Below are 25,820 nucleotides of genomic sequence, written 5' to 3'. Positions count from 1 at the left end.
ATCATGCGTAGTTTTAAAGCATTCACGGCAATTTTTGCCTTGCTGATGTCCGCGCCGGCAGTTGCCGACGATGTGAAGGTCGGCATCGGCCTCTCGGGATGGACAGGCTTTGCGCCGCTCACGCTTGCGAACCAGGCCGGCATCTTCAAGAAAAACGGACTCGATGTGACGCTGAGGAAAATCCCGCAGAAGGATCGGCATCTCGCCATCGCTTCCGGGGACATTCAATGTGCGGCGACCACCGTCGAGACCTGGATCTCGTGGAATGCGAACGGCGTATTGACCAAGCAGATCTTTCAGCTCGACAAGAGCTTCGGCGCCGACGGCATGGCGGTGCGGAACGAGATCGCCTCGGTCAAGGATCTGAAAGGCAAGACGATCGCGGCGTCCGCGCCCGGCACCTCACCCTACTTCGCACTGGCCTGGATGCTTCGGAAGAACGGCCTCTCGGTCAAGGACGTGACGGTCGTAAACCTGGAGCCGGCCGCGGCTGCGCAAGCGTTCGTGTCGGGACAGAACGACGCGGCAATGACCTACGAACCCTACCTCTCGACGGTGCGTGCTGCGCCGGACAAGGGCAAGATCATCGCCACCACCCTCGACTACCCGATGGTGATGGATACGTTCGGCTGCACACCGAAATTCCTGACCGACAATCCGAAAGCCGCGCAGGCGCTAGCCAACAGTTATTTCGAAGCCCTCGACATGATCGCAAAAGATCAGGCGAAGGCCTACGAGATCATGGGAGCCGACGTGAAACAATCCGGCGAGCAATTCGGCAACTCGGCGAAATATCTGCGCTGGCAGGACAAAGCCGCGAACCAGAAATTCTTCACGGGCGAGTTCCTGACCTTCAACAAGGAGGCGGCAGATCTGCTGCTGGAGATCGGCATCATCAAGTCTGCCCCGAAGATCGAAGATCTCTTTGACGCAAGTTTCATCAAGTAAGGCTGCTGCGCGCCGCGCCGGCTCCGCTTCTCAGCTTGTGAAGCAGGATCGGCGCGGGTCGACGCGCCGCTTGGAAGCACAGACGTGATGCGTCCCTTAAGTCCCGTAACTTCGAAGCAACGCGTGGTCTATGGCCTTGCGTTCTTCGTGCTGTTCGTTGCCGTATGGGCCTGGGCGACCTTCGGCGGCTATGTGTCGAAGACATTTCTCGCCAACCCGATGACCATGGTGCAGGAAGGCTTCGAGCTGCTGACCAGGCATGGCTTCCTGTTCGATATCGGCATGACGATCTGGCGCGTCGTCGGCGGCTTCGTGCTGGCGGCTCTCGTTGCGGTGCCGCTTGGCGTTCTCATGGGCGCTTACAAGCCGATCGAAGCCTTCCTCGAACCATTCGTTTCGTTCGCGCGTTATCTGCCTGCCTCCGCCTTCATTCCGCTTCTGATCCTTTGGGCCGGTATCGGCGAACTGCAGAAACTCATGGTGATTTTCATCGGAGCGGTCTTCCAGATCATCCTGATGGTCGCCGTGACCGTGGGCAGCACGAGGCGCGATCTGGTCGAAGCGGCGTACACGCTGGGAGCCGGCGACGGCGGCATCATCCGTCGCGTGCTGCTGCCCTCCTCCGCGCCCGAGATCGCAGAAATTCTTCGGCTGGTTCTCGGATGGGCATGGACCTATGTCATCGTCGCCGAACTGATCGGGTCGTCGTCGGGGATCGGCCACATGATTACTGACAGCCAGGCCTTGCTCAACACCGGCCAGATCATCTTCGGCATCATCGTTATCGGGCTCATCGGCCTGATCTCCGACTTCCTGTTCAAGGCCTTCAACGCATGGCTGTTTCCCTGGAAATTGGCATGACGGCGCTGAAGATCGACCAGGTTTCCCGCACCTTTCCCGCGCGGCCGGGCCATGCGCCGACGCGGGCCCTCGAACCGACCGATCTCAACGTCGGCGACAATGATTTTGTCACCATCCTTGGCCCCTCGGGCTGCGGAAAGTCCACCCTGCTTCGTATCATCGCCGGGCTCGATCGGCCGACCAGCGGACGCGTCATGCTCGACGGTTGCGAGGTCATCGGGCCTGGCGCCGATCGCGGCATGGTGTTTCAGTCCTACACGCTGTTTCCCTGGCTGACGGTGCGGGAGAACATCGCGTTCGGCCTGCGCGAGCGCGGAATCGCTCAAGCGGATCGCCACAAGATCGCGGACGGGTTCATCCACCGAGTCGGATTGTCTGGCTTTGAGAATCATTGGCCGAAGCAGCTCTCCGGCGGCATGCAACAGCGCACAGCGATCGCGCGTGCCCTTGCCAACGATCCGAAGATCCTGTTGCTGGATGAGCCGTTCGGCGCTCTGGACAACCAGACCCGCGCGCTCATGCAGGAGATGCTGCTTGGGATTTGGGAACGCGACCAGAAGACCGTGCTGTTTGTCACCCACGATATCGAAGAGGCGATCTTTCTGGGCAGTCGAGTCATCGTGATGAGCGCGCGCCCCGGCCGCATCAAGGCCGAGATTGCGGTCGACCTGCCCCATCCGCGTTCCTACAAGATCAAAACCACGTCCGAATTCATCAGGCTGAAGGAACGGCTTGTGGAAGAGATACGCACCGAGGCCTTGAAGGTCGCGGCTGATGCCTGACAAACGTGCGGCGAAAATCCAGCCTATGACAACGGCAGTAGCTCTCCAGTAAGTCTCGACGCCAGACGCGTCGGCTGGGCGAGCTGATCTAACTGCCAGCCGACGTGACAGCCTTGGCGTCGATCCACACCTGTTCCTCAGCGATCCGGACCGCGTACATCCGCAACGGCCGGCTTGGCCACCCGGCGGTGATGTTGCCGTCGTCGAGATCGAACGACGCTGCGTGACGGGGACAAAGCAGCCGTCCGTTGGACAGCCGTCCACGACTGAGATCGGCCTGTTCGTGCGGACAGGCCCGCTCGCAGGCAATCGCGCGGCCACCGTCCCAGATCAGGATCAGGTCGTTCCCGCCGATGCTGGCGCAGACGACGGTCTTTTCGATCAACCGGCTCACAGGACAGATCGCCGTCCACCGTGAACCAACCGACAGCGGCGGATCAGCCACCGAGATAGGCCTTCCGGACATGCTCGTTCGCGATCAGCTCCGCGCCGGCGCCAGACAGAACGATGCGGCCGCTTTCGATGAGGTAAGCGTGATCGCACATCTCCAGCGCAGCAAAGGCGTTTTGCTCCACCAACAGCACGGTCGTGCCTGCATCGCGGATCCCGCGGATGATCGCGAATGTCCGCTCGACAATATTCGGCGCGAGCCCGAGCGACGGCTCGTCAAACATAATGAGCCGAGGCCGCGACATTAGCGCCCTGCCGATCGCCAGCATCTGTTGCTCGCCGCCGGACAAGGTGCCGGCCGCCTGCCGCCGCCGCTCCGCAAGGCGTGGAAATTCGGTGAAGATGCGGTCGCGGTCTGCGGCGATCCCGCTCGCGTCGCTGCGCAGATAGGCGCCCATGTCGAGATTTTCCTCAACAGTCATGTGCGGGAACACGCGCCTTCCCTCCGGGCAATGCGCGATTCCGCTCGCCAGCACGCGCGGCGGTCGCGCCGCGGTGATATCCTTGCCGTCAAAGAACATCTGTCCGGAACGCGGCGGCACCAGCCCGGAGATCGCGCGCAGCGTCGTGCTCTTGCCGGCGCCATTGGCGCCGATCAGGGCGACAAGCTGCCCGGCCTTCACCTGCAGCGAAATCCCGCGCAGCGCGGTGACACCGCCATAGCCGCAGACGATATCGTGGATCTCAAGCACGCGCCGCTCCCTGCCCGAGATAGGCCTCGATGACATCAGGATCATTCCGGATCGTGTCCGGTGGTCCCTCTGCAATGATCCTCCCGTAGTTCAGCACCACGATCCGATCCGAGACGCTCATCACCATCGGCATGTCATGTTCGACCAGAAGGATGGTGATGCCGCGATCACGGATGTTGCGGATGAGTTCGACGAACCTATGGGTCTCCGACGCATTCATGCCGGAAACCGGTTCGTCGAGCAGCAGCATCGATGGCTCCGCGGCCAGCGCGAGCGCCACACCGACGAGGCGCTGCTCGCCATAGGACAGCGAGCCTGCGGGATCATGGGCGCGACGTTCAAGACCGACCCATTCGATGAGTTCGGCCGCGCGTTCGCGCAGCCGGCGCTCTGACGCGCGTGCACGCGGCAGGCCAAGTATCGCTTCGAATAGACCGGTCCGGCCCTGGCGGTGCAGCCCGATCAGGAGATTGTCGTAGACTGTGTCATTCGGGAAAACACTGGTCCGCTGGAACGTCCGGATCAATCCGAGATCGGCGATCTGGTGCGGCTTCAATCCGTTGAGCGTGGTTCCGCGATAGCTCACTTTACCCTGGGCCGGGTCCAGGAAGCCGGTCATGACGTTGAACGCGGTGGTCTTGCCGGCGCCGTTCGGCCCGATCAGGCTGACGATCTCGCCCTCACCTACCGTGAAGTTCATATCCGAGAGCGCGACGAGCCCGCCGAAGCGAACGGCAACCTGGTCGACCTCCAGAGCGGTTGCACGCGCGGTCATCACGCGGGCTCCTTGGCACGTTCGGAGAAGGCAACCGGAGCAACCTTTGCCGCTGCCTTGCTCTTCCGCTTCGCGAACCGCTGCGCTAGCGAAGGCACGATGCCACGCGGCAGGACGAAGAGGATCACAATCAGCACGCCGCCATAGGCGATCCATTGCGCTTCCGGCGCCATGATCGGGCGTAGCACGACCGGCAGCAATCCGAAGATCAGGCCGCCGACAATCGGTCCAGCCAGCGAGCCCTTGCCGCCGCTGATGACCATGATCACCATCGTCACCGTGTTGATGAACGCGAACACTTCGGGATCGATGATCCGGATGTAGTGCGCGTAGAGGCTGCCCGCTGCGCCGGCGATGGCGGCCGAAATGACGGCGGCGAGCGTGAGCGTCCTGGTCACGTCGATGCCAACAGACACCGCCAGCGTCTCGTTTTCCATCAGCCCGCGCATGGCGCGGCCGAAATGGGAATGCACGAGCCGCGAGATCAGGAGATAGGCGACCCCCGCAACCGCAAGCACCAGATAGTAGTTCTGCAGCTTGGTGCGCAGCGTCAGTTCACCAAGACCCGGCAGGCCGATCGCAATCGACGGGATGTTGTTGAGTGCCAGCGGCCCCTGCGTCAGCTCGACCCAGTTCAGCGCCACGAGGCGAACGACCTCGGCAAAGGAGATCGTGACGATCACGAAATAGGCGCCGCGAACGCGGAACGAAAGCAGCCCGACGAAATAGCCGCACAAGCCCGTGATGACGATTGCCAGCGCAAATCCCACAATGGGCGGCCATGGTTCGTGAACCAGGCGCAAGCCGCCGGGCAGGCCGATATCGAAGCCGAGCGAAGTCAGCGCGCTGGCATAGGCGCCGATGCCGAAAAAGGCGATGTGACCGAGGCTGAGCTGGCCGGTGAAGCCGAGCAGAAGGTTGAGGCTCATCGCCCCGATGATGAAGATGCCGGTCGTGATCAACGCGTTCAGGAGATAGGGATCGCGCAGCCAGAGCGGCACGGATGCGAAAGCCGCGAGCGTAAGGATGGTGACGATCGCCCTCATCCGACGCGCTCCGAGCGCGCGAACAGGCCAGTCGGCTTGAAGATCAGCACCGCGATGATGATCAGGAAGCCCATCGCATCCCGGTATCCCGACGAGATATAGCCGGCGCCGAGTTCCTCGGCCAACGCCAGGATGAAGCCGCCGATGACCGCACCGGTGATGTTGCCGAGGCCGCCGAGGATCACGATCGCGAACGCCTTGACGGCGGCAAGATCGCCCATCTGCGGAAAGATCACATAGACCGGCCCGAGCAGTGCGCCGGCCGCGGCGGCCAGGCTAGAACCGATCGCGAAGGTCGAGGTATAGATGAGATCAACGTTGACCCCCATCAGTGACGCAGTGTCCTGGTCCTGGAACGTCGCCCGCATCGCGCAGCCGAGCTTGGTGCGGTTGATGAGGAGATACGTCACGAGGATCAAAAGCCCCGCGGCAGCCAAAACGAACAGCCGCAGCCAGGAAACCGAGACGGGACCAAGGACAAGGGGCGCCTCCGGAAACGGCGTCGCGACCGATTTCGCGACCCCGCCCCAGATCCACAACGTGGCCGACTGCATCGCAATCCAGGCGCCGATCATCACCAGCATCGTGGTGTCGATATCGGAGCCGCGCAGGGGCCGCAGCAAGGTCAGTTCAATCGCGGCACCCAGGAGCCAGCCCGCGACGACGGCGACAGGCAGCGCGAGGAAGAAGTTCAGTCCGAGCTGCTGCACGACGATGAACATGATGTAGGCGCCGAACGTGTAGAGCACGCCATGGGTGAAATTCACCACGTTCATGATGCCGAAGATGAGGGTCAGCCCAATCCCGAGCAGCGCATAGGTGCCGCCGAGGACGAGCATGTTGATCAGATGTTGCAGAAATTCGCTCAAGGCGACTCCGTGCTTACGGTACAATGCTAGTTGGTCGAACCGGCCGGTCCGCGAGTTTCACCTCTCCCGCTTGCGGGAGAGGTCGGCGCGTAGCGCCGGGTGAGGGCTCTCTCCAGGCGATGACTCGCGGAGAGACCCCCACCCCGGCCCTCCCCCGCAAGCGGGAGAGGGGGTAAAGCGCCGTCGTTGCCGCAGTTCGATCTGACCTCATCTTGCCGATCGGTCACGCGAGATCACAGCGTCTTCATGTCGACCTTGCCGTCGTTAATTTCGATCAGGTAGACGTTCGGCTGGCTCTGGCCGCTCTCCTTGCCTTCCGGGCCGGACTTGCGGAATACGATGTCGCCGTTCAGGCCCTTCACCTTGATGTCCCACAGCGCCGCCTTGATCGCCGCGGGCTCCGCCTTGCCGGCCTTCTCGATCGCTGCCGCCGCGGTTCGGATGCCGTCATAGCCGCGGAAACTCTCGGTGCAGCCTGCGAAGTCGAAGCCGCGCTTCTTCCATTCCGACACGAAATAGTTGGTCGCTTCCGGATTCGGCGTCTTCTCGGGGAACCAGGGCAGGAAGGTCGTCAGGTGCATGGTGCCGTTGGCCGCGGCGCCCGCCTGCGCGATGATCTGATCCGGATTCTGCGAGCCGCCGGTGGTGATGATGCGCTTCTTCAGGCCCAGCGCTGCCGCCTGCTTGAAGATCAAGGTGAGCTGGTCGACCGCCGTCGTGACGATGACGGTCTCGGAGTCCGAGCCCTTGATCTTGGAGAGCTGCGCGCTCATGTCCTGCGCGCCCTGGTCCATGGTCTCGACCAGGCCGATGCCGATCCCCTTCTCCTTCATCATCTTGCTGAAATCTTCCGCCGTGCCGCGGCCCCAGTCGTTATTGATGACGAGGAAATCGACCTTCTTCAGCGCGAGCTTGTCGACGATCCCCTTGAAAGCGGCGGCCTCGACCGACGACGGCGGCGAGATGCGGAAGATGAAGGGATTGCCGGTGGTGGTGATCTTGCCGGACGACGACGTCTCGACGACCATAGGCGTTTCGTACTCGATCAGTTTCGGCATCACCGCGAGCGTCAGGCTCGAGCCCCACGCGCCCATCAGCACCGGCACCCTGTCGCTGGTGATCAGCTTCTCGGCGACGGCGGCCGCTTCGGTCGGATTGCTCTTGTTGTCCTCAATGACAAGCTCGATCTTCTTGCCGAGAATGCCGCCCTTGGCGTTGATCTCGTCGGCGGCGATCTTGGCGCCGTTGACGACATAGGTGCCCGATGCGGCGAACGCGCCGGTGAGCGGTTCGTTCACGCCGATCTTGATGGTTTGTGCCTCTGCTCCGCCGCCGAGCAAAACGCCCGCCAGCGCAATTGCCGGAACAATCCTCAAAGTCCTCATCATCTGGCTCTCCAATTCCTCTGTTGATCTCCGCGCAGTCCCAATCTCGCCGCCCCGCGACACGGGGAGACGCCGAAAACATCACGCCGCTCCGTCTCGTTTGACGAAGCGAGCAAACCAGCGCGCGATGCGCGCGCGCAAAACTCCTGACAGCACCGACAATCCCTGCAGCTCGGTCGGCGCCTTCTCATCTGACGACGTCCCCGACATGCGGCGATCGAGATTGGCGGCAAATTCCGCGATCAGCCGCTCGGCGAGATCGCGCACCAGTCCCGGCCGTCCGACCTGCGCCAGCACTCCCGTCAGCGTGTATCCGATCGAGAGGTCGACGCGCGTCGCAGCGCCCTCCTCGATCGGCGCCAACTGGTAGCGGATCTCGCCCTGGGTCGCCGACCGGCTGCGCCGGTCGTTGCCGATACCGATGATGCGGCCGGAAAGATTCCTGGGATCGCGCTCGACGCGGGCCGTACCCAGGAAAGTCGCGGCGATCGGACCAAGCTTAACGCGGATGGCGCCCTCGATCCGCTCCGGGCTCGGCGCTGCGGTCAACGACGCGCCTGGCAAGCAGGCCGCAACGGCGGCGATGTCACCGAACATCGCAAAGACATCCTTTGGCCGGTGCGGAAGCGTGAAGTCCCTCTCCAGTCTGTTGGCCGGCGTGAAGTCAGGAATCTCGGCCGGCGCTGCCGCCGTCTCAGATGCATAGGCGTGGTCGGCCTGGATTGGCCGCGGCACCTGGATCGCGTCCCCTCGTTCGCTTCGCCCGGAGCCGGCCGGACCCAGGATCTTTCGCCCACCGTCAGGCTCGGGCGCGATGTCGCGGGCACGCCGTGCCTCGATCACGGACTGCACCGCCCGTACGATGCCGACATAGCCGGTGCAGCGGCAGAGATTGCCGCTCAGGCCGACGCGGATCTGGCGCTCGTCGGCGGCGGACAGACGTAGGACGAGGTCGCGCGCGGAGACCAGCATGCCCGGCGTGCAATAGCCGCACTGCAGGGCGTGCTCGCGGGTGAAGGCGGCACGAAGCTCGGTCGTGATGTCGTCCTCGTCGAGGCCCTCGATCGTGGTGACATCGGCGCCCTCGCAAGCCACGGCATAGGTAATGCACGAGCGCGCGGGCACGCCGTCGAGCAGCACCGTGCAGGCGCCGCAGACGCCATGCTCGCAGCCGAGATGCGTGCCGGTCAAATCAAGCTTGTCGCGGACGAAGTCGGCGAGACTTGTCCGCGGCTCTGCGACAGCCTGCACCGCGCGACGGTTGACGTTGAGCGCGATCATGTTCATGCGGCCGCCTCGCGGACCGCGCGCCGGAGCACGCTCACATGGATATGCCGGTCGGCCGCGTTGCTGATGCCGGTCTTGGCGAGTAGGGCGTCGGCAACCCGCGCGTCAAAGCGCTCCTTGTAGTCGCCGCTAATACGTCCGCCGAACAGCTCCGCGGCATCGGTGATCACGATCGGCGCGGTGTCGATCGCGCCCATCACCACGCGGGCCGTCGCGGCGCTGGGATCGATCATCACCGCGCCGAGCGCATGCGCGAACTCCCCGGTCTTGCGGCAGCTCTTGACGTAGCCCCAATGTGCCGATGCCGACCGCGTCGGGACATGGATGGTCTCGACGATCTCACCGGGACGCAAGACGGATTCAAGCGCTCCGAGAATGAAATCCTCCATCACGACCGTGCGCGCACCTTTGAGGCTGCGCAGCGTCAGCCGCGCGCCGAAGGCGGCCAGCGCCGACACCCAGTCGGCGGCGGGATCGGCATGGCTGAGGGAGCCGCCGATCGTGCCGCGATTGCGCACCGCGCGATAGGCAATGTTGGCGGCAATGCTCCGCATGGCGCCACGCGTTACGTCCGGCGTTCGTCCATCCTCGATGTCGGCATGCGTGATGCAGGCCCCGAGCACAAGCTCGTCGCCGCGCCGCTCCGCCTGCTTCAGCTCGGCAAGGCCGGTGATGTCGACGACCAGCTCCGGCTGAACCAGCCGCAGGTTGAGCATCGGGCCGAGCGACTGCCCGCCGGCGATGATCTTCGCCGACCCATTGGCCTCGGCCAACAGCGAAAGCGCCGCCGGCAGATCGCGTGGACGCTCATAGCCGAAGGGCGCGGGTTTCATGCCGCCGTCCTTTCTGCATCGCGAGCGGCCAAGACGGCCTCGACGATGCGGTGCGGCGTGATCGGAGATTGCATCATCTCGACACCGAGCGGTCTCAGCGCATCGTTGATCGCATTGGCGATCGCGGCCGGCGGCGCGATGGCGCCGCCTTCGCCGATGCCTTTGACGCCGAACTGCGTGTAGGGCGACGGCGTTTCCATGTGGTCGAGGCGCGCCGCGGGCACCTCGGTCGCTCCAGGCAAAAGATAATCGGCGAGCGTCGTCGCGAGCGGCTGGCCGGATGCATCGAATGGCATCTCCTCATAGAGCGCGGTGCCAATGCCCTGCGCGAGGCCGCCATAGATCTGGCCGTCCACGACCATCGGATTGACCAGCACGCCGCCATCCTCGACGATGACATAGTCGAGGATTTCGATCGCTCCCACATCGGGATCGACGGCAACGACGGCTGCATGCGCGGCATAGCTGAAGGTGCCGCTGTCGCGCTGCGGCTTGTAGCCGGAGGTGACCTCGAGCCCGCCGGGATCGACATCGGCCGGCAGATCCTGTGGGCGGCGATACCAGGTATAGGCGATTTCCTTCAACGTCACGCTGCCGTTGACGCCGCGCACCTCGCCATTCTGCAGCACCACCGATGCCGGATCGTGCTGCAACAGCTTGGCGCCGATGCGCCTGGCGCGTTCGCCGAGTTCTCGGCACGCGGTTGCGACGGCGCCGCCGGCCATCACCATCGAACGCGAGCCCCAGGTGCCCGTCGAATAGGGCGTCATCGCGGTGTCGCCGAGGATGATGCGGACGTTGGCAACATCAACGCCGAGCATCTCGTGGGCGACCTGGGCAAGCGTCGTCTCCATGCCCTGCCCGTGCGAATGCACACCGACGCGCAGCTCGAGGCCACCGTCCGGCGTCAGCCGCGCGGATGCCTGCTCGTGACCCGGCACCATCGGAATGCCCCAGCCGGCATAGACGGAGGTGCCATGCGCCGCCTGTTCGCAATAGATGGAGACGCCGACGCCGATCCGCCGTCCGTCCGGCTCTCCCTTGCACTGGCGCGCGCGCACCGCATCGACATCGATCGCGGCGAGTGCGCGCCGCATCGCCTCAGGATAATCGCCGCTGTCGAAATGCTTCTTGGTGATGTTATCGAACGGCATCTGCTCCGGCCGGATCAGATTGCGCAGCCGCACTTCGCCGGGCTCGAGCCCAGCCTCTGCAGCGACGAGATCGAGCATCAATTCCAGAGCGAAGCAGACACCCGTGCGCGCCACGCCGCGGTAAGGCAGGATCGGGCACTTGTTGGTGGCGACCGAGAACGTCCGGCAGCGATAGGCCGGCATCAGATAGGGACCAGGCAGGATGCTCGCGACCTGCGCCGCCTCGAGGCACGCCGAGAACGGATAGGAGGAATAGGCGCCGGAATCCACCGTCGCCTCGCAATCGATGCCTCGCAGCCTTCCGTCGCGATCGGCATAGACCGTGATCTTGTAGTGATGCTCGCGGCAGTTCGAGCTTGCCGTCAGATGTTCGCGGCGATCCTCCGTCCAGCGCACCGGGTGGCCACTCCGCATCGTCAGCCAGGAGAGGCAGACTTCCTCGGGCAGCAGGATTCCCTTGTGGCCGAAACCGCCACCGACATCTGGCGAGATCAGGCGAATTCTCCCTTCGTCCATACCAAGGCATTCGGCAAGTCCGCTCCGGGTGACATGCGGCATCTGGGCGGCGGAGTAGAGCGTGAGCTGATCGAGCCGGTGATCGAAGGTCGCGACCACGCCGCGCCCCTCAAGCGGCGACATGCATTGCCGTGCAGTCGAGATCTCGCGCGTTACCTTGATCGGCGCATCCAGCGCTGTTGAGATGTCGACCTCGTAGTTGGTTTCGAGGAAGACGTTGTCGCCCCAATGCTCGTGCACCAGCGCCGCACCAGGCTCGCGCGCCTTCAGCATGTCGTAGACGGCGGGAAGCTCTTCGAGATCGAGCGTCACGGCAGCCGCGATGTCCTCAGCCTCGGCGCGCGTCGGCGCTACGCACATCGCGACGAGTTCGCCGACCTGGCGGACCTTGCCGGTAGCGAGCACCGGCTGCTCGGAAATCTTGAAGCCTGGCAACGCCGACACCGCGCGGATCGGCCTGACGCCGACGAGATCGGCCGCCGTGAAGACGCTCCCACGGTAATGCTCAGGCACGTGGATGCCCCTGATGCGCGCATGCGCCAGCGGGCTGCGCACGAACGCAACATCCTGCAGCCCGGCAAGACGGATGTCGGCCACGAACTGGCCGCGGCCGCGCATCAGCCGGTCGTCCTCTTTGCGTGGCAGCCGCGCGCCGACACCCTGCCCGGCGCCCGCCCCTGGTGCGGAGGAAAAGTCACGCTCGTTGCGCACGGTGGCGTCTCCCCGATCGGACTGCTACAGCCTCCCTACGCCGCAACCGCTTGCGGCAGGATCGGCGCCACCGCGTCGTAACGCGTACCGGCGCGCAAACAGAACGCCGGCTGCAGCAGCCGTTCGGCAATGACTTCATTCTTCTCGTTGTCGCGAAGCACGAAACGTCCGGTCTGCTCCGTGAGTACCGAGACATCGGCATCCCTGCCAACCCTGAGCGCGCCGATCTCCTCGTCGCGGCCAAGCATCTTGGCCGGATTGGAGGTGACCATCGGCACCACCTGCTCAAGCGAGAGGCCGAGCGCCATCATCGAACTCATCGCCTGCACCAGGCTGAATTTTGCCTGGCCGGCGAACGGATGATTTTCGTCATCCTCGTGCTGGTCCGGCGTTCCCGCCGGCGCCGGCACATGGGTGTTGTAGCCATGGATGTCAGCGCCCAGCGTGGTCGGAACGATGCCGGCCGCAATCGCCTTCTTTGCCAGCCGATAGGAGAAATGGCTGCCGTGGCCGACGTCGACCTTGAGGCCGCGGTCGAGGGCTGCCTGGATCACCGGGTGCACCTCGCCGTCGCGGTTGACGAAGCCGCCGGGATGGCGCGTGAACGGGTGCGCCAAGATGTCTCCCTCGCGCAATAACGGGATCACGCGCGTCAAGATCGTGTCGGCATCCTCGCCGTTGGCGCCGCTTTCGGGCAGGCCCCAGAGCTGACCGAAATGGACATAGACAGGCAGATCGGCGCGGCGACCGATTTCGGCCGACATTTCGATGACGCGGATGCCCCAGCGCGCGAAGCCGCCGATCTCGGCATGCGCCTTGATGCCGCGAACGATGTCACGATTGGCTGCGGCCGCTTTCACCGTAGCGTCGATATCGACACCGTCGGGGCTATAGAGTTGCGGATAGTAATGTCCTTCCAGCCCGCCAACGAGATAGGCCGACAGGAACGCATAGACGCGCGACTTTGCGGCCTCGGCGACAAAGTGACGAAAGCCCGGAAGCGTCATGCAGGACGGACCGCCCTGATCGACCAGCGTCGTGACGCCCGATTGCACCCCGACCATGTCGGCATTCATACCGAACCGTCCGGTGACATATTGATAGACATGTGCGTGCGTATCGATCAGTCCCGGCAACACCAGCTTGCCGGCGACGTCGACCACTTCCCGCGCGCTGGTTGGCAGGATATCCGCCTGCACCGCCGCGATCTTGCCGTTGCGGATGGCAACATCCCGGATGCCGTCGACGCCGGAGGCCGGGCAGATCACGCGGCCGCCGCGCAAAAGCAGGTCGAAGCTGGCGCTGATGGACATGAACGTTCTCCTTAAGCTCTCGCCGGCGGGTTGGTCCCGCTCTCGCGGAAATACGAAGCATGCTTCGTATTTTTAAAAAAGCAAGCTTCATGCCATGATCTGGCGATGGCGCTGGCACTCGAATCGGGCTACTCGCGCCACATTCCAAGGCTGGAGACTGCGCGTTGCAGCAAGCGAAGAAGCGCCGTGGTGAGACCAGACATCGCCCATGGCCATTGTCACAGCGGCCGGGGTTCCTGATCCGGCGCCTGCATCAAATCCACGTCGCTCTGTTCCAGGAAGCGTGCGGCGAATTCGAGATAACGCCGCTGCAATACAGCCTGCTATCGGCGCTGGCGGTGCGAGGAACCGCCGATCAGACCACATTGGCGGCCGATATCGCGCTGGATCGAACCACGACGACCGGCGCGCTGAAGCGGCTAGCCGCCCGTAATCTGGTCGAACGAGCCGTCAACAAGGAGGACCGGCGCGCCCGGCTCTGCCGGTTGACGTCAGCCGGAACGGCCCTGCTCGCCAGGATCGAAGCATCGGCGCGGGCTGCACATCGCGCCACGCTCCGCGGCTTGACAGAGAAGGAACGCTTCTTGTTCATCGAGATGATGCAACGCATCGTTGCGGGCAACGCCAATCGCGACAGCGCTGCTGCCCTATTCGACTAGATGGAACGGGGGCGCTGGCTGTCTTTTTGGCGCGGGCTGCACAATCTGTGATCGCACGCTGGCTGTGACCGCCCGGTTCTTCCGATGCGCGGATCGGCATGACAAGCGATGCAACAACCGGCGCGCGGGTCGACACAGACGGGCAACGATGCCATCTCGACCTTGAAAAGACAGCGTCAATTCTTCAAACCACCCGCCGCGTCGGCATGCGGAGCAGCACGCTTTGCTGATGCGCCATCCTTCCATGGCACGATTGTTGCTGCACCCGACGATTACGAAGCGTGCTTCGTATTGAACGGGGGATGTCATGACGGATTCCGAGCTTCGCGCCGATATTCATAGCATCGAGCCTATTCCCGACGCCGACCGGGACTCCACCGGACCGCAGCAGATGTGGATCTGGGCAGGCGCCAATATCGCGCCGGTCAACTGGGCGCTCGGCGCGCTCGGCATCATTCTCAAGCTTGGCCTTCTCGAAACGATCGCGGTGATCGTGATCGGGAATATTGTCGGTTGCGCGATCTTCGCATCTTTCACCGTGATGGGGCACAAGACCGGCGTCAACCAGATGGTGCTGAGCCGCTCGGCCTTCGGCGTTCGCGGCGCCTATCTGCCGAGCATCCTGATGTTCCTGATGACACTGTGCTGGATCGGCGTGAACACCTACTTCCCTGTCAAGATCGCGGTCGCCATCCTCAGCCAGTTCGGCATTCCCGATACCTGGCTGGTCGAGATCATCGTCATCACGCTGGTGATGGTTCTGCAGGTCGGGATCGGCGTGTACGGCTTCTACGCGATCCGGACGTTTGAGAAATACACGGTGCCGGCGACCGTCGCGATCATGATCCTGATGAGCGTGCTGGCATGGTCGCGTCCAGGCGTCGTCAACTGGGGCCTCACCACGGAGCTCTCGGGCGGCGCGCATCTGGCGATGCTGACATTGTTGATGACGGCGATCGGCGTCGGCTGGGGCATCTCCTGGGTCACCTGGGCATCGGACTATTCGCGCTTCGTGCCGAAGAGCGTGCCCTCGAGCTCCGTGTTCTGGTACAGCTATGTCGGCATGTTCGTCCCGAGCGTATGGCTCGCCATCCTGGGCGCAACGATCGCGAGCACGACGCTGGATACCGATCCGGCCAAGATGGTCAGCGCGGTGTTCGGCGGTCCGACCAGCATCCTGGTGCTGCTGATGGTGCTGCACGGACCGATCGCGACCAATATCCTTAATGTCTATTCGGCGGCGCTGGCCGCGCTCAGCGCGGGCCTCAAGCTGTCGCGCGTCTCGCTCGCGATCGTCGTCGGCATCGCCGGCTATCTGGTCACGCTGTACTTCATCTTCGCGCCGTCCTTTGCAAAGGCATTCGACAACTGGATGATCAGCCTGTTGTTGTGGATGAGCCCATGGGCCGGCGTCGTGCTGGCCGATTTCTACATCAAGCGTAAGGGCCAGATCGATGTCGCCGAACTCTATCGTTCGCCGGAGACCAGCGCCTATGGCGACATCAATTGGAGCGGGATCATCGCCTTCCTGGCAGGTCTCGTCGCCGGCTGGTCGGTGGAAGACGGCCTCGTCAGTGCGCTGCAGGGACCGATCTCGACCGGTCTGCTCGGCGGCGCTGATCTGAGCTGGCTGTTCGGCATCGGCGTATCGGCTGCGGTATATCTGGCACTCGGCAAGCGCGCGACCGCGCCCTCGCCCGTTGCAGCGCCCAGCACGAGCCAATGACAGGATAACGGATCATCACGTAACGTCGACCCCGGGCAACGTGCACTGGGGATTTTGCGACGGGCGGATGGAGTCCGTCCTGTGGATTGCTTTCGGCGATCGCGTGACAATCGAGAAGTTGTCGGGCGGACCTGACGATCTGCCCGAGCCTTTCGGTTTCAGTGTCGTTCCCGAACGGGCGCCCCTCCTAAAGCCAAATCCTATTCTGGGTGCATCGAACCCGTACTGCCGCGCGTATTTTCGTTATTGACAAACTAATTTGCTATTTCCTAATTTCGAGCAAAGCTTGTGTGAGCCGACGCAGAGCGGCCAATCGAGGGAACGAAGCCCATGAAGAGACAGATGCTGGCCTGCGCCATCCTGGCCGCGTTGACGTCTGCTGCCGGCGCGCAGATTTCGGATGACGTGGTGCGGATCGGCGTGCTCACCGACCTTTCGAGCTGGGGACGCGACAATAGCGGCCCAGGCTCGGTCGAAGCGGCGCGCATGGCGGTGGAAGAATTCGGCCCCACCGTGCTCGGCAAGCCCATCGAGATCATCGGCGCCGATCACCAGATGAAGACCGATATAGGCGCGCAGATCGTACGCGGTTGGTTCGACAACGGCAATGTCGATGCCGTTGTCGACATTCCGAACTCGGCGATCGCGATCGCGGTCCACAACATGGTGCGGGAGCGTAACAAGATCGCGCTGCTGTCCGGCCCTGGCGCAAGTTCGCTGACCGATGAATTGTGCAGCCCGAACACGGTGCATTTTACCTACGATACCTACGCACTATCGAAGGTCACGGCTTCCGCCGTGATCAAGGAAGGCGGAAAATCCTGGTTCTTTGTCACTGCCGATTATGCCTTCGGCCGTCAGCTCGAAGCCGATGCGACGCGCTTCATCAAGGAGATGGGCGGCTCTGTGCTGGGCAGCGTGCGTCATCCGACCAACACCGCCGACTTCTCCTCTTTCGCGCTGCAGGCGCAGAGCTCGAAGGCCGACGTCGTGGCGTTCGCCAATGCGGGCCAGGATACCGACAACGCGATCAAGCAGTCCGGAGAGTTCGGCCTTGTGCAAGCCGGCCAGAAGCTCGTGGGGCTCCTGATGTTCGACACTGACGTGCACGCAATCGGATTGAAATCCGCACAGGGGACGTACATGACGACGGCCTCGTACTGGAACATGGATGAGGCGACCCGCGCCTGGTCCAAGAAATTCTACGCGCGCACCCAGGTGATGCCGACCATGATCCACACCGGTGTCTACGGCTCGGTCCTGCACTATCTGAAGGCGATCAAGGCAGCCGGCACCGACGATCCCGCCAAGGTGATGGCCAAGATGCGCGAATTGCCGCTCGAAGATATTTTCGTGCACGGTGGCAAGCTGCGTCAGGACGGGCGCGTCATTCGCGACATGTATCTTGCCAAGGTGAAGTCGCCGGATCAGTCAAAGGAACCATGGGACTATCTCGACATCGTCAAGACCGTGAAGGGCGAAGATGCCTTCCGTCCAGTCTCGGAATCGAAGTGCCCGCTTCTGAAGAACTGAGATCCGTCTGAGGTGCAGACATGAGCGCGAACAGAACTGACGCGGGCGAGGTTTATGACTGCGACGTGCTGGTGGCCGGATCGGGCTGTGCCGGCATGGCGGCTGCGATCACCGCCCATCATCGCGGCCTTGATGTGCTGATCGTCGAGAAGGAGCCGTGCTTCGGCGGCACCACTGCACGCTCCGGCGGCTGGCTCTGGATCCCCGGGACATCGCTCGCTCACGCCTACGGCATCAACGAGACGGCGGAGGCCGCGCGCATCTATCTGCGACATGAGGCGGGCAATAATTTCGACGCTGAGCGGGTCGATGCTTTCCTTGCGGCTGGGCCCGAGGCAGTCGACTTCTTCACCACGCAGACGGCGCTGCGCTTCGATATGCCGCTGGTGTTTCCCGACTATCATGCCGAAGCGCCGGGCGGCACCCAAGGCGGCCGCTCCATGGTGACGCGTCCGTTCGACGGGCGCGAACTTGGCGAACACGTCAAGAACCTCGGCGCTCCCCTGCCCGAGCTCACCGTGTTCGGCATGATGCTCGGGTCTGGCAAGGAAATCATCCATTTCATGCGCGCGACACGGTCGCTGACCTCCGCAATCTATGTCACCAAGCGACTGGCGCGACACTTCAGGGATGTGATGCGCTACGGCCGCGGCATGACATTGACCAACGGCAATGCGTTGGCCGGACGTCTGGCGAAATCTGCACTCGACCTGAAGATTCCGCTCTGGCTGTCCACGCCGGTGCGCGAGCTGGATGTCGAGAATGGCGCGGTGCGCGGCGCGCTGGTCACGCGTGAGGGGCGCGATATCCGTGTCCGCGCACGGCGCGGCGTCGTACTGGCCTGTGGCGGCTTTCCTCACGATGTGGCGCGGCGCAAGGCGATGTTTCCGCACGCCCCGACCGGCGCCGAACATTTCTCGCCAGGCCCGACAGGCAACACGGGCGATGGCTTGCGTCTTGCGGAGGCCGCTGGCGGGCGCATCGAAGACCGCCTGCCGAACGCGGCGGCCTGGGTGCCGGTTTCACTGACACGGCGTAAGGACGGATCGAGCGGGGTGATGCCGCATTTCATTGACCGCGCCAAGCCGGGCGTGATCGCCGTGATGCGCGACGGCAAGCGCTTTGCCAACGAAGGCAATTCCTATCATGACTTTGTGCAGGCCATGATGAAGGCGGCAAAGCCGGACGAAGAGATTGCCGCGTACCTCATCTGCGACCACAAGACATTGCGCAAATACGGTCTCGGCTGCGTGCCGCCATTTCCGATGCCGTTGCGCCATCATCTGCGCTCGGGCTATCTGCTGCGCGGCGCGACGCTGGAGGCACTTGCAACGCAGACCGGGATCGATGCCAAGGGTCTCGCGGATACCGTCGCGCAGTTCAACGCCGCAGCGGCCGAGGGACGCGACCCCGCCTTCGGCAAGGGCTCGCGCGCTTATAATCGCTATCAGGGCGACGCGCTGCACGGACCCAATCCATGCGTCGCGCCCCTCGCGGACGGACCGTTCTATGCCATCAAAATGGTCATCGGCGATCTCGGCACCTATGCAGGGATCGTTACCGATGCGAACGCGCGTGCGCTGGATGCCGAAGGCCGTGTCATCCCGGGGCTCTATGCCGCCGGCAATGATATGGCGAGCATCATGGGCGGCAACTATCCCGGCGCCGGTATCACGCTCGGCCCCGCACTGACCTTTGGCTACATCGCCGGACGGCATCTTGCCGAGAGCACCACGAAAAGGAGCGCGGCATGAATGCCGTGAGCGGCAAATGACCCGAGAAAGCCGCGGCATCCAATCGATCGAAGTGGGCGGGGAATTGCTCCGCGCGCTGGCCCGAAGTGGCGAGCCGATGATGCTGCGCGATCTCGCGCGCGAAGCCGGCATGGCACCTGCGAAAGCGCATCCCTATCTCGTGAGCTTTTCCCGCATCGGCTTGATCGAGCAGGACGAAGCCACAGGGCGATACGAGATCGGCGCACTCGCGCTCGAACTCGGCTTGATCAGCCTGCGCCGGCTCTCGGCGGTACGGATCGCAACGCCCAAAATCGCGGCGCTCGCTGGCGCCATCGATCACGCGGTCTCGCTTGCGGTCTGGGGAACCCACGGGCCGACCGTGGTGCGGCTCGAGGAACCGAGCCATCCGGTGCACATTGTGATGCGCGTCGGCTCCGTGATGGCGTTGCTCGAAACCGCCACGGGCCGAGTGTTTGCAGGGTTTCTCCCACCAAAAACCGTGAACGCCGCGCTTGAAAGCGGCCTTGATCGGCTCGGCGTTGGCTACAATCCGAAGCGCGCGCTCAAAAGTCCGGAGATCACCGAACTGCTGGCGGAGGTACGCAGCCGCGGGCTTGCACGCGCCATCGGTGATCCCCTGCCCGGTGTCAATGCTTTCGCCGCACCGGTGTTTGACCACACCGGGCGGATCGCGCTCGTGGTCACGGCCATGGGACCAGCCGGTACCTTCGATGCGCGCTGGGGCAGCCCAATCGCCGGCGCGCTGCGAGACTGCGCGAGAGATATCTCGAAACAGCTCGGACATGGAATAACGGAGATAGCCCCGTGAACTGGAGCGGATTCACCTGCTTCAACCCGCAAATTTCTGATGCCGCGCCGATCCTGGACTTAGCCCCTGTTTGGCCAACGCACTACTTCGACTTCAATACCGCAATCGGCTGCCAATCCCCGGGGACATCCTTTTGTTGCAGTTGCCTGCAGCGCTCTAGCAGCACCTCTGCTGGCTGATCATGCTGCCGGTCGCGCAACACAGTCTCGAACTCGACTATGGCTCCCGTCAGGTCCCGATTTCGATATTTCGCGAGCCCGCGCTCATAGCCTGCTATCCAAGCCGCGCGGTGGCTTGCTTGTTCCCCCGCAGAATCAACCAGTTCGTAAACGGAAAGCCCCTCCTCCCGTCCATAGACCGCGATGCTGTCGATTTCGCGGGTGATGATTGCTCCGCGCGCCAGGCGTTCGGTTTCTTCGCCGATCAGGATTTGTGTCCCATAGCTCTTGTTGACGCTCTCGAGCCGGCTCGCGACATTCACGGCGTCGCCGATGACGGTGTAGTTCAGGCGCAGCTCGGAGCCGATATTGCCGACCAGCATGCGCCCGGAGTTGATGCCGATCCGGATGTGGAGGGGGCGGCCGAGATCATCCGTGAGGCCCGACTCCTCGAGCGCCCTGCGGCAAGCAAGCGCAGCGCGGCAACATAGCAGCGCATGATCCGCCTGCTGCTGTGGCGCGCCCCAGAACGCCATGACGGCGTCGCCAATGAACTTGTCGATGGTGCCGCCATTGGCGACGATGACTTCCGAGGTGAGATCGAGATAGCGCGACAAGAGCGGCACGACGCGATCGCCCATACGTTCGGAGAGACCCGTGAAGCCGGCGATGTCGATGAACATCACGCTCAGCTCCTGGATGGCGCCGCCAGGTCTTGCTTCCACGCCCTGGCGCAGCAGCGCGCGGACGAGATCAGCCGGGATGAATTTGCGGAAGGCGGACAGGCCCGCGGCCATCTCGGCAATCGCGCCGGACAGGCTCGCGATCTCCTTCAGTCGTGACGGGTGGCGGCGGACCCGCTCCAGCGCAAAGGTCTCGACATGACGGATCTCGCCCACGACGCGGGAGAGCGGCGCCGCGATCACCGAGCGCGCCAGCATCGCCGAGGCCAGCGCGGCGAGCACCGCGCCGACGGCAAGGCCAATGATCAAGCGTTGCAGCGTCGTCTCGACGGGACCGAGAAACTCCGCCTCGGGAATGACGGTTGCCAACGACCAGCCGGGAAACGGCAGTGGCGTGAGTGCGACTTCATAGGCAGCGCCGCCTGAGGTAAGCCGGCTCCGCCCGGCATCCTTGCGGCCCTCGTCGCCGGCCTTGGCGAGCGCCATTTTGGCGAGCGGCAACAGCTTCTTTTCGCCATGAGCCGGATGCAGTTCATCCGCGTCCTTGTCCGGCGCGGCAACGAGTTCACCACTGCCGTCGAAGATAAAGGCCGTTCCGGTGCGCCCGACCTCGAGTTGGGCGAGGAAGCGCGCAAGCCTCGTATATTCGATGATGATCGCAAGGACGCCCTGCCGCTCCTGATAGACGTCGATCGGGCCGGCAAAGGCGATTGATGGCCGCTCGCCGATCGGATGATCGGTCACCTTGAACCATTCGGGGTCCTCGGCCTTGATGCCAGTCTTGAACCAGGTGCGCTCGGCGACGCGAAAATCGGTCGGCTCGAAGCGCCTATTGGCAAATTCGATGTCGCCCGGCACTACGTCATACTCGTCGACGCGGCGCTGGCCGGGATGATCGGTCAGCGAGATCTCCATCATCTCCATGCGACGGTCGCCGAGCTTGTGGGCGGCGAAGAACGCGCCGTCGGGCCAGCCGAAGGCGACCCAGGAGATCGTCGCCTGCGACTGCAGTTGCGACAGGAAGACGAATTCGCGCTTGTCGGCCTCGCGCGTGTCCAGCACGTTTTGCAGGAACAGCGTGCGAATGGCGGTGTGAGCCGCGCGCGCCTCATCGACGATCGCCGATACCTCCTTGCGGACGGCGGCCACGATCTGCTCGTTGATGGTCGAGGCGAGCTGCCGGCTGGTCGCCTCCGCCGTGCGCCACCACAACAGGCTGGACAGAGCGGCGGTCAGCAGGATCGCGGTCAGGACCAGCGCCGAGACAGCCAAGCGAATGCTGACCGTCAACCACCTGTCGGTTGACCGAAGCGGCTTGGGGCCTTGTCGTGGACTCGCGATCATTGCTGTTTCCGCGCTGCGGCAGGGGCGTAGCGACGCCGACTGGTACGGTTCTACGCACGGCGTCTCCGTTCGTTACGTGTCGCAAAAGGCCAAGGCTCCCGCCAATGCCTGCTGGCTAACGTCTCGATAGCGATAAGGCATTGGGTTTGCCCCGCCGCTTCCCGGCTAATCCGCCAAGCCCACCGCATTGTGCGCGGCACCCAACGGTCTCACAGACTCGTGAGCGGCTTGACCGGTAACGACTGCTGCGGCGGGAACGAATGAGACGATGCGCCATCGCTTGTTCAGGCGATGCAATACCGAGAGGAGATATCTCATGTCTGCCAAAACTACTGTCAGTTCGCTCGTCCTCGCCGGCGCCGTTTCGACCGCGCTTGCGACGCTGGCCGTCGCTGGCCCGCTCACCAAGGCCGAGGCAGACGCCGCCGTGGCCGCCAAGAAGGAAAAATGCTTCGGCGTCGCACTGAAGGGCCAGAACGATTGCGCAGCCGGACCGGGCACGACCTGCCAGGGCACCTCGACCGTCGACTTCCAAGGCAATGCGTGGAAGTTCGTCCAAGGTGGCACCTGCAGCAGCATCGAGCTGCCGAACGGCAAGAAGGGCTCGCTGAAGCCGATCTGACGCGGCAACGAAACGTCACGACAACCGAAAAGCGGAGGAACGACATGAACGCGGCGATCAAGCCTCTGTCGTCTGCGCCCATTCCACTCCGCTTTTCCCTGCCCCTTGACGGCGTCGCCGGGACGAGCTTCAAGCACGAGCATCTCGCAGCGATCCTCAACGAAGGCCCGCAGCGCGGCTTCTTCGAAGTGCATGCCGAGAACTATATGGGCGCGGGCGGACCGCCGCATCGCGCACTGGAACGGATCCGCCGCGATCATCCGATTTCGCTGCACGGCGTATGCATGTCGATCGGCGGGCCCGAGCCGCTCGACCGCGCACACCTGGCGCGCTTCCGCGGCCTTGTCGCGCGCTATCAGCCGGCGCTGGTCTCCGAGCATCTCGCCTGGTCGACGCATAGGACGAGCTACTTCAACGATCTCCTGCCCCTGCCCTACACGCAAGCAACGCTTGATCATGTCTGCGATCATGTCGACGAGGTGCAGGAGGCAATCCGGCGGCCCATTCTCCTTGAAAACCCGTCGACCTATGTCGCGTTTCGCACCTCGACGATCAGCGAGACCGACTTCATCCGCGACGTCGCACAGCGCACCGGGTGCGGTCTCTTGCTCGACATCAACAATGTCTTCGTCTCCGCCACCAATCATGGATTTTCGGCCTTGCAATATCTCGCCGATTTTCCCCTTTCGCGCGTCGGCGAAATCCACCTGGCCGGCCATGCCGAGCAGAGCGACGACGAGGGCGATCTGTTGCTGATCGACAGCCATGACGGCCCGGTCGCGGATGCCGTGTGGAAGCTGTTCGAGATCGTCATCGCGCGCCGTGGCCCCATTCCGACGCTGATCGAATGGGACAGCAAGATCCCGGATTGGCCGATCCTGAAGGCCGAGGCGGCCGCAGCCCAGGCGATCCTCGATCGCTGTCACGCTATCATGGGGGATTGTCATGCCGCTTGAGCATCACGCCTCTTATGCAGCGGCCTTCGCGCCGGCGCTGCTCGATCCTGCCCGCGAGGTTCCGTCCGTCGTCACTGGTCCGAACGGCAAGGCGGCGGCCAAACGCTACAATGTCTACCGCAACAACATCACCGTCAGCCTGATCGACGCGCTCGCCGCGACCTATCCGGCGCTGCAGCGCATCACCGGCCCCGATTTCTTTCGCGCCATGGCGCGCTTCCACGTCCGCGAAACGCCGCCGACATCGCCGCTGCTGTTCGAATACGGCCGCGATTTTCCGGCCTTCATCGAACGGTATGAATACGCGCAATCGTTGCCCTTTCTCGCCGACGTCGCGCGGATCGAGCGGGCATGGCTCGACGCCTATCACGCCGCCGATGCCGCGCCGCTCTCTCCGGTCACGCTTGCCGCGGTGGCGCCGGACCGGCTGGCCGATCTCGTCTTCACCGCGCATCCGGCGACGCGGATCGTCCGCTCGTCGTTCGCGGCGGTGACGATCTTTGCGGCCAACCGCAGGGCGGCGTCGGTCAACACCATCGACGCCTTGATGCCGGAGGACGCACTGATCACGCGGCCAGAGTGCGAGGTCACGGTGCGGCTGCTACCACCGGGCGGCGCGATCTTTCTCAGCGACCTGATGTCGGGACACTCTCTTGGCGAGTCCGCCGCGGCGGCACTCGACCGCTCTCCCGCCTTTGATCTCGCCGCCAACATTTCCGGTCTGATCGAGGCTGGTGCCTTGACTTCGTTGACCTCTGGAGACGCACGATGATCACGGAACTGCGCATCGCGGCCGGCGGCGGCCTGCCGTCGCTCTGGCAGTTCGTCGCGAAGGCCAATCATCTGGTGAAGGTGGTCGCCTCACCCTCGATCGTGCAACTGGTGCTGCGCGCGGCACTCGCGGTGCCATTCTGGCGCTCCGGCATCCTCAAATGGGATGGCTTTTTCCGGCTGAGCGACACCGCCGTGACGTTGTTCCGCGACGAGTTCATGCTGCATCTACCGAGCGGCCCCTATCATTACCCGGTGCCGACGGTGATGGCCTTCCTGTCTGGATGTGGAGAGATCCTGTTTCCGGTCCTGCTGGTCCTCGGCCTCGGCACGCGGTTCGCCGCGCTCGGGCTGTTGATCATGACGGCAATTGTTGAGCTCACGGTACCCGATGGCTGGCCCGTTCACATCACCTGGGCGGCGATGGCGTTGGGCATCATGGCTTATGGACCTGGCCGCTTCTCGCTTGATCACTGGCTAAATCAGCTTATGGTCCGGCCGGATAGATAGGCGGAATTGAATCTGCGGGCGCGGAGCCAATCACCAGACTTACAGATCAGTCTCGCAGCAGACTGTTGACCCGTTTTCGCTTCCTTAAAGGCACGAAGAAACTTGGGTCCGCGTTGCTCACCAGGAGCTGACGAACTGCAGTTTCTCGCGCGCTCTCAAGGAAGCTGTATCTCCAGGCTCGTAAACCGGCCGCGGCAGTACAGCAATGGCGAAGCTCCCGCTTCCCGGGCCGACACAACCCGACCCACGAAGATCGAGTGCGTTCCCGATCTCGTCTGTGATTCAACGACGCACTCAAGGCTGGCCGCGCATCCTTCCAGAATCGGCACGCCCGTCCGACCCTGGCGATGCTCCACGCCCTCGAGCGGCTCATCCGGTCTCGACGCAAAATGCTGCGCCAAGGCCACCTGGTTTGTGGCCAGCACGTTCACGGCGAAAACACCCGCGCTTGCGATCAGCGAATGCGAGCGCGCGGTCTGATTAACGACGATGAGAATGCAGGGCGGCGAAGCCGAAACGCTGCAGACCGCGGTTGCGGTCATGCCGTTCGCCACAGAACCTACTCTGCTCGTGATAACGGTCACCGTCGATGCGATGCATCGCATCGTTGCTCTGAATTGCTCGGCGTCCACGGAGGCCAGCAATGCGGGGGTGTCGAGCCCGGACATGCG

General features: G+C 63.6%; 24 protein-coding genes. 12 read left to right on the top strand and 12 right to left on the bottom strand.

What is annotated here, in order from left to right; all coding sequences use genetic code 11:
* Positions 1-3: 3 nt before the first annotated feature.
* From ACVJGD_RS43350 to ACVJGD_RS43340, 3 genes are all read left to right on the top strand, one after another.
* The gene (locus ACVJGD_RS43350; protein WP_456639805.1) at positions 4-948 is read left to right on the top strand and encodes an ABC transporter substrate-binding protein; all 945 of its coding nucleotides are present in this window, start codon (positions 4-6) and stop codon (positions 946-948) included.
* 87 nt (positions 949-1,035) lie between these two features.
* Positions 1,036-1,809, top strand: a complete 774-nt coding sequence (locus tag ACVJGD_RS43345) for an ABC transporter permease (protein WP_456640571.1) — start codon at positions 1,036-1,038, stop codon at positions 1,807-1,809.
* Positions 1,806-2,591: an ABC transporter ATP-binding protein gene (locus ACVJGD_RS43340; protein ID WP_456639804.1), complete on the top strand. Its 786-nt coding sequence runs from the start codon at positions 1,806-1,808 to the stop codon at positions 2,589-2,591. Before ACVJGD_RS43345 ends, ACVJGD_RS43340 begins: the two co-directional genes overlap by 4 nt.
* Before the next feature lie 88 nt (positions 2,592-2,679).
* Here the strand turns inward: ACVJGD_RS43340 and ACVJGD_RS43335 are convergent, their stop codons facing one another.
* The 10 genes from ACVJGD_RS43335 to ACVJGD_RS43290 form a co-directional block, all read right to left on the bottom strand.
* Positions 2,680-3,057, bottom strand: coding sequence for a Rieske (2Fe-2S) protein (locus tag ACVJGD_RS43335; protein ID WP_456639803.1), 378 nt, complete (start codon positions 3,055-3,057; stop codon positions 2,680-2,682).
* Complete coding sequence (locus ACVJGD_RS43330; protein ID WP_456639802.1) at positions 3,029-3,733, bottom strand: ABC transporter ATP-binding protein; 705 nt, start codon at positions 3,731-3,733, stop codon at positions 3,029-3,031. Before ACVJGD_RS43330 ends, ACVJGD_RS43335 begins: the two co-directional genes overlap by 29 nt.
* Complete coding sequence (locus ACVJGD_RS43325) at positions 3,726-4,508, bottom strand: ABC transporter ATP-binding protein (protein WP_456639801.1); 783 nt, start codon at positions 4,506-4,508, stop codon at positions 3,726-3,728. Before ACVJGD_RS43325 ends, ACVJGD_RS43330 begins: the two co-directional genes overlap by 8 nt.
* Positions 4,508-5,554 (bottom strand): branched-chain amino acid ABC transporter permease, encoded by a 1,047-nt coding sequence (locus ACVJGD_RS43320; RefSeq protein WP_456639800.1) that lies wholly within the window; start codon positions 5,552-5,554, stop codon positions 4,508-4,510. The genes ACVJGD_RS43325 and ACVJGD_RS43320 overlap by 1 nt, the downstream gene beginning before the upstream one ends.
* Positions 5,551-6,423, bottom strand: a complete 873-nt coding sequence (locus tag ACVJGD_RS43315) for a branched-chain amino acid ABC transporter permease (protein WP_456639799.1) — start codon at positions 6,421-6,423, stop codon at positions 5,551-5,553. The genes ACVJGD_RS43320 and ACVJGD_RS43315 overlap by 4 nt, the downstream gene beginning before the upstream one ends.
* A 233-nt stretch (positions 6,424-6,656) precedes the next feature.
* The gene (locus ACVJGD_RS43310) at positions 6,657-7,811 is read right to left on the bottom strand and encodes an ABC transporter substrate-binding protein (RefSeq protein ID WP_456639798.1); all 1,155 of its coding nucleotides are present in this window, start codon (positions 7,809-7,811) and stop codon (positions 6,657-6,659) included.
* A gap of 78 nt (positions 7,812-7,889) precedes the next feature.
* Positions 7,890-9,095, bottom strand: coding sequence for a xanthine dehydrogenase family Fe-S subunit (locus ACVJGD_RS43305; protein ID WP_456639797.1), 1,206 nt, complete (start codon positions 9,093-9,095; stop codon positions 7,890-7,892).
* Entirely contained in the window at positions 9,092-9,928 is an 837-nt protein-coding gene (locus ACVJGD_RS43300; RefSeq protein WP_456639796.1) for an FAD binding domain-containing protein, read from the bottom strand. The genes ACVJGD_RS43305 and ACVJGD_RS43300 overlap by 4 nt, the downstream gene beginning before the upstream one ends.
* A complete protein-coding gene (locus tag ACVJGD_RS43295; RefSeq protein WP_456640570.1) occupies positions 9,925-12,216 on the bottom strand; it encodes a xanthine dehydrogenase family protein molybdopterin-binding subunit in 2,292 nt (763 codons plus the stop codon). The genes ACVJGD_RS43300 and ACVJGD_RS43295 overlap by 4 nt, the downstream gene beginning before the upstream one ends.
* A 128-nt stretch (positions 12,217-12,344) precedes the next feature.
* Positions 12,345-13,622, bottom strand: a complete 1,278-nt coding sequence (locus ACVJGD_RS43290; protein WP_456639795.1) for an amidohydrolase/deacetylase family metallohydrolase — start codon at positions 13,620-13,622, stop codon at positions 12,345-12,347.
* 164 nt (positions 13,623-13,786) lie between these two features.
* On the opposite strand from ACVJGD_RS43290, the gene ACVJGD_RS43285 reads away from it, so the two are divergent.
* The 5 genes from ACVJGD_RS43285 (at position 13,787) to ACVJGD_RS43265 (ending at position 20,105) form a co-directional block, all read left to right on the top strand.
* A complete protein-coding gene (locus ACVJGD_RS43285) occupies positions 13,787-14,281 on the top strand; it encodes a MarR family winged helix-turn-helix transcriptional regulator (protein ID WP_456639794.1) in 495 nt (164 codons plus the stop codon).
* A 307-nt stretch (positions 14,282-14,588) separates the two neighbouring features.
* Complete coding sequence (locus ACVJGD_RS43280; protein WP_456639793.1) at positions 14,589-16,007, top strand: cytosine permease; 1,419 nt, start codon at positions 14,589-14,591, stop codon at positions 16,005-16,007.
* Positions 16,008-16,337: 330 nt separating this feature from the next.
* Positions 16,338-17,540 carry an ABC transporter substrate-binding protein gene (locus ACVJGD_RS43275; RefSeq protein ID WP_456639792.1) on the top strand — a complete coding sequence of 401 codons (1,203 nt, stop codon included), beginning with the start codon at positions 16,338-16,340 and terminating at the stop codon, positions 17,538-17,540.
* A 20-nt stretch (positions 17,541-17,560) separates the two neighbouring features.
* Positions 17,561-19,294, top strand: coding sequence for an FAD-dependent oxidoreductase (locus tag ACVJGD_RS43270; protein ID WP_456639791.1), 1,734 nt, complete (start codon positions 17,561-17,563; stop codon positions 19,292-19,294).
* 16 nt (positions 19,295-19,310) lie between these two features.
* Positions 19,311-20,105 (top strand): IclR family transcriptional regulator, encoded by a 795-nt coding sequence (locus ACVJGD_RS43265; RefSeq protein WP_456639790.1) that lies wholly within the window; start codon positions 19,311-19,313, stop codon positions 20,103-20,105.
* 82 nt (positions 20,106-20,187) lie between these two features.
* On the opposite strand, the gene ACVJGD_RS43260 is transcribed toward ACVJGD_RS43265, so the two are convergent.
* Positions 20,188-22,290, bottom strand: a complete 2,103-nt coding sequence (locus ACVJGD_RS43260) for an adenylate/guanylate cyclase domain-containing protein (RefSeq protein WP_456639789.1) — start codon at positions 22,288-22,290, stop codon at positions 20,188-20,190.
* 316 nt (positions 22,291-22,606) lie between these two features.
* Between ACVJGD_RS43260 and ACVJGD_RS43255 the strand changes: the two genes are divergently transcribed.
* The 4 genes from ACVJGD_RS43255 to ACVJGD_RS43240 are packed head-to-tail and all read left to right on the top strand — an operon-like array spanning position 22,607 to position 25,149.
* Positions 22,607-22,912, top strand: a complete 306-nt coding sequence (locus ACVJGD_RS43255; protein WP_456639788.1) for a BufA1 family periplasmic bufferin-type metallophore — start codon at positions 22,607-22,609, stop codon at positions 22,910-22,912.
* Between the two features lie 44 nt (positions 22,913-22,956).
* Complete coding sequence (gene bufB / locus ACVJGD_RS43250; protein WP_456639787.1) at positions 22,957-23,868, top strand: MNIO family bufferin maturase; 912 nt, start codon at positions 22,957-22,959, stop codon at positions 23,866-23,868.
* A complete protein-coding gene (locus ACVJGD_RS43245; RefSeq protein ID WP_456639786.1) occupies positions 23,858-24,640 on the top strand; it encodes an HvfC/BufC N-terminal domain-containing protein in 783 nt (260 codons plus the stop codon). Before bufB ends, ACVJGD_RS43245 begins: the two co-directional genes overlap by 11 nt.
* Entirely contained in the window at positions 24,637-25,149 is a 513-nt protein-coding gene (locus ACVJGD_RS43240; RefSeq protein WP_456639785.1) for a DoxX family protein, read from the top strand. Before ACVJGD_RS43245 ends, ACVJGD_RS43240 begins: the two co-directional genes overlap by 4 nt.
* A 155-nt stretch (positions 25,150-25,304) precedes the next feature.
* Here the strand turns inward: ACVJGD_RS43240 and ACVJGD_RS43235 are convergent, their stop codons facing one another.
* A complete protein-coding gene (locus ACVJGD_RS43235; protein ID WP_456639784.1) occupies positions 25,305-25,817 on the bottom strand; it encodes a flavin reductase family protein in 513 nt (170 codons plus the stop codon).
* Positions 25,818-25,820 lie beyond the last annotated feature (3 nt).

The sequence above is a fragment of the Bradyrhizobium sp. USDA 10063 genome (assembly GCF_054063735.1).
This window is presented reverse-complemented; position numbering and strand designations above follow the sequence as displayed.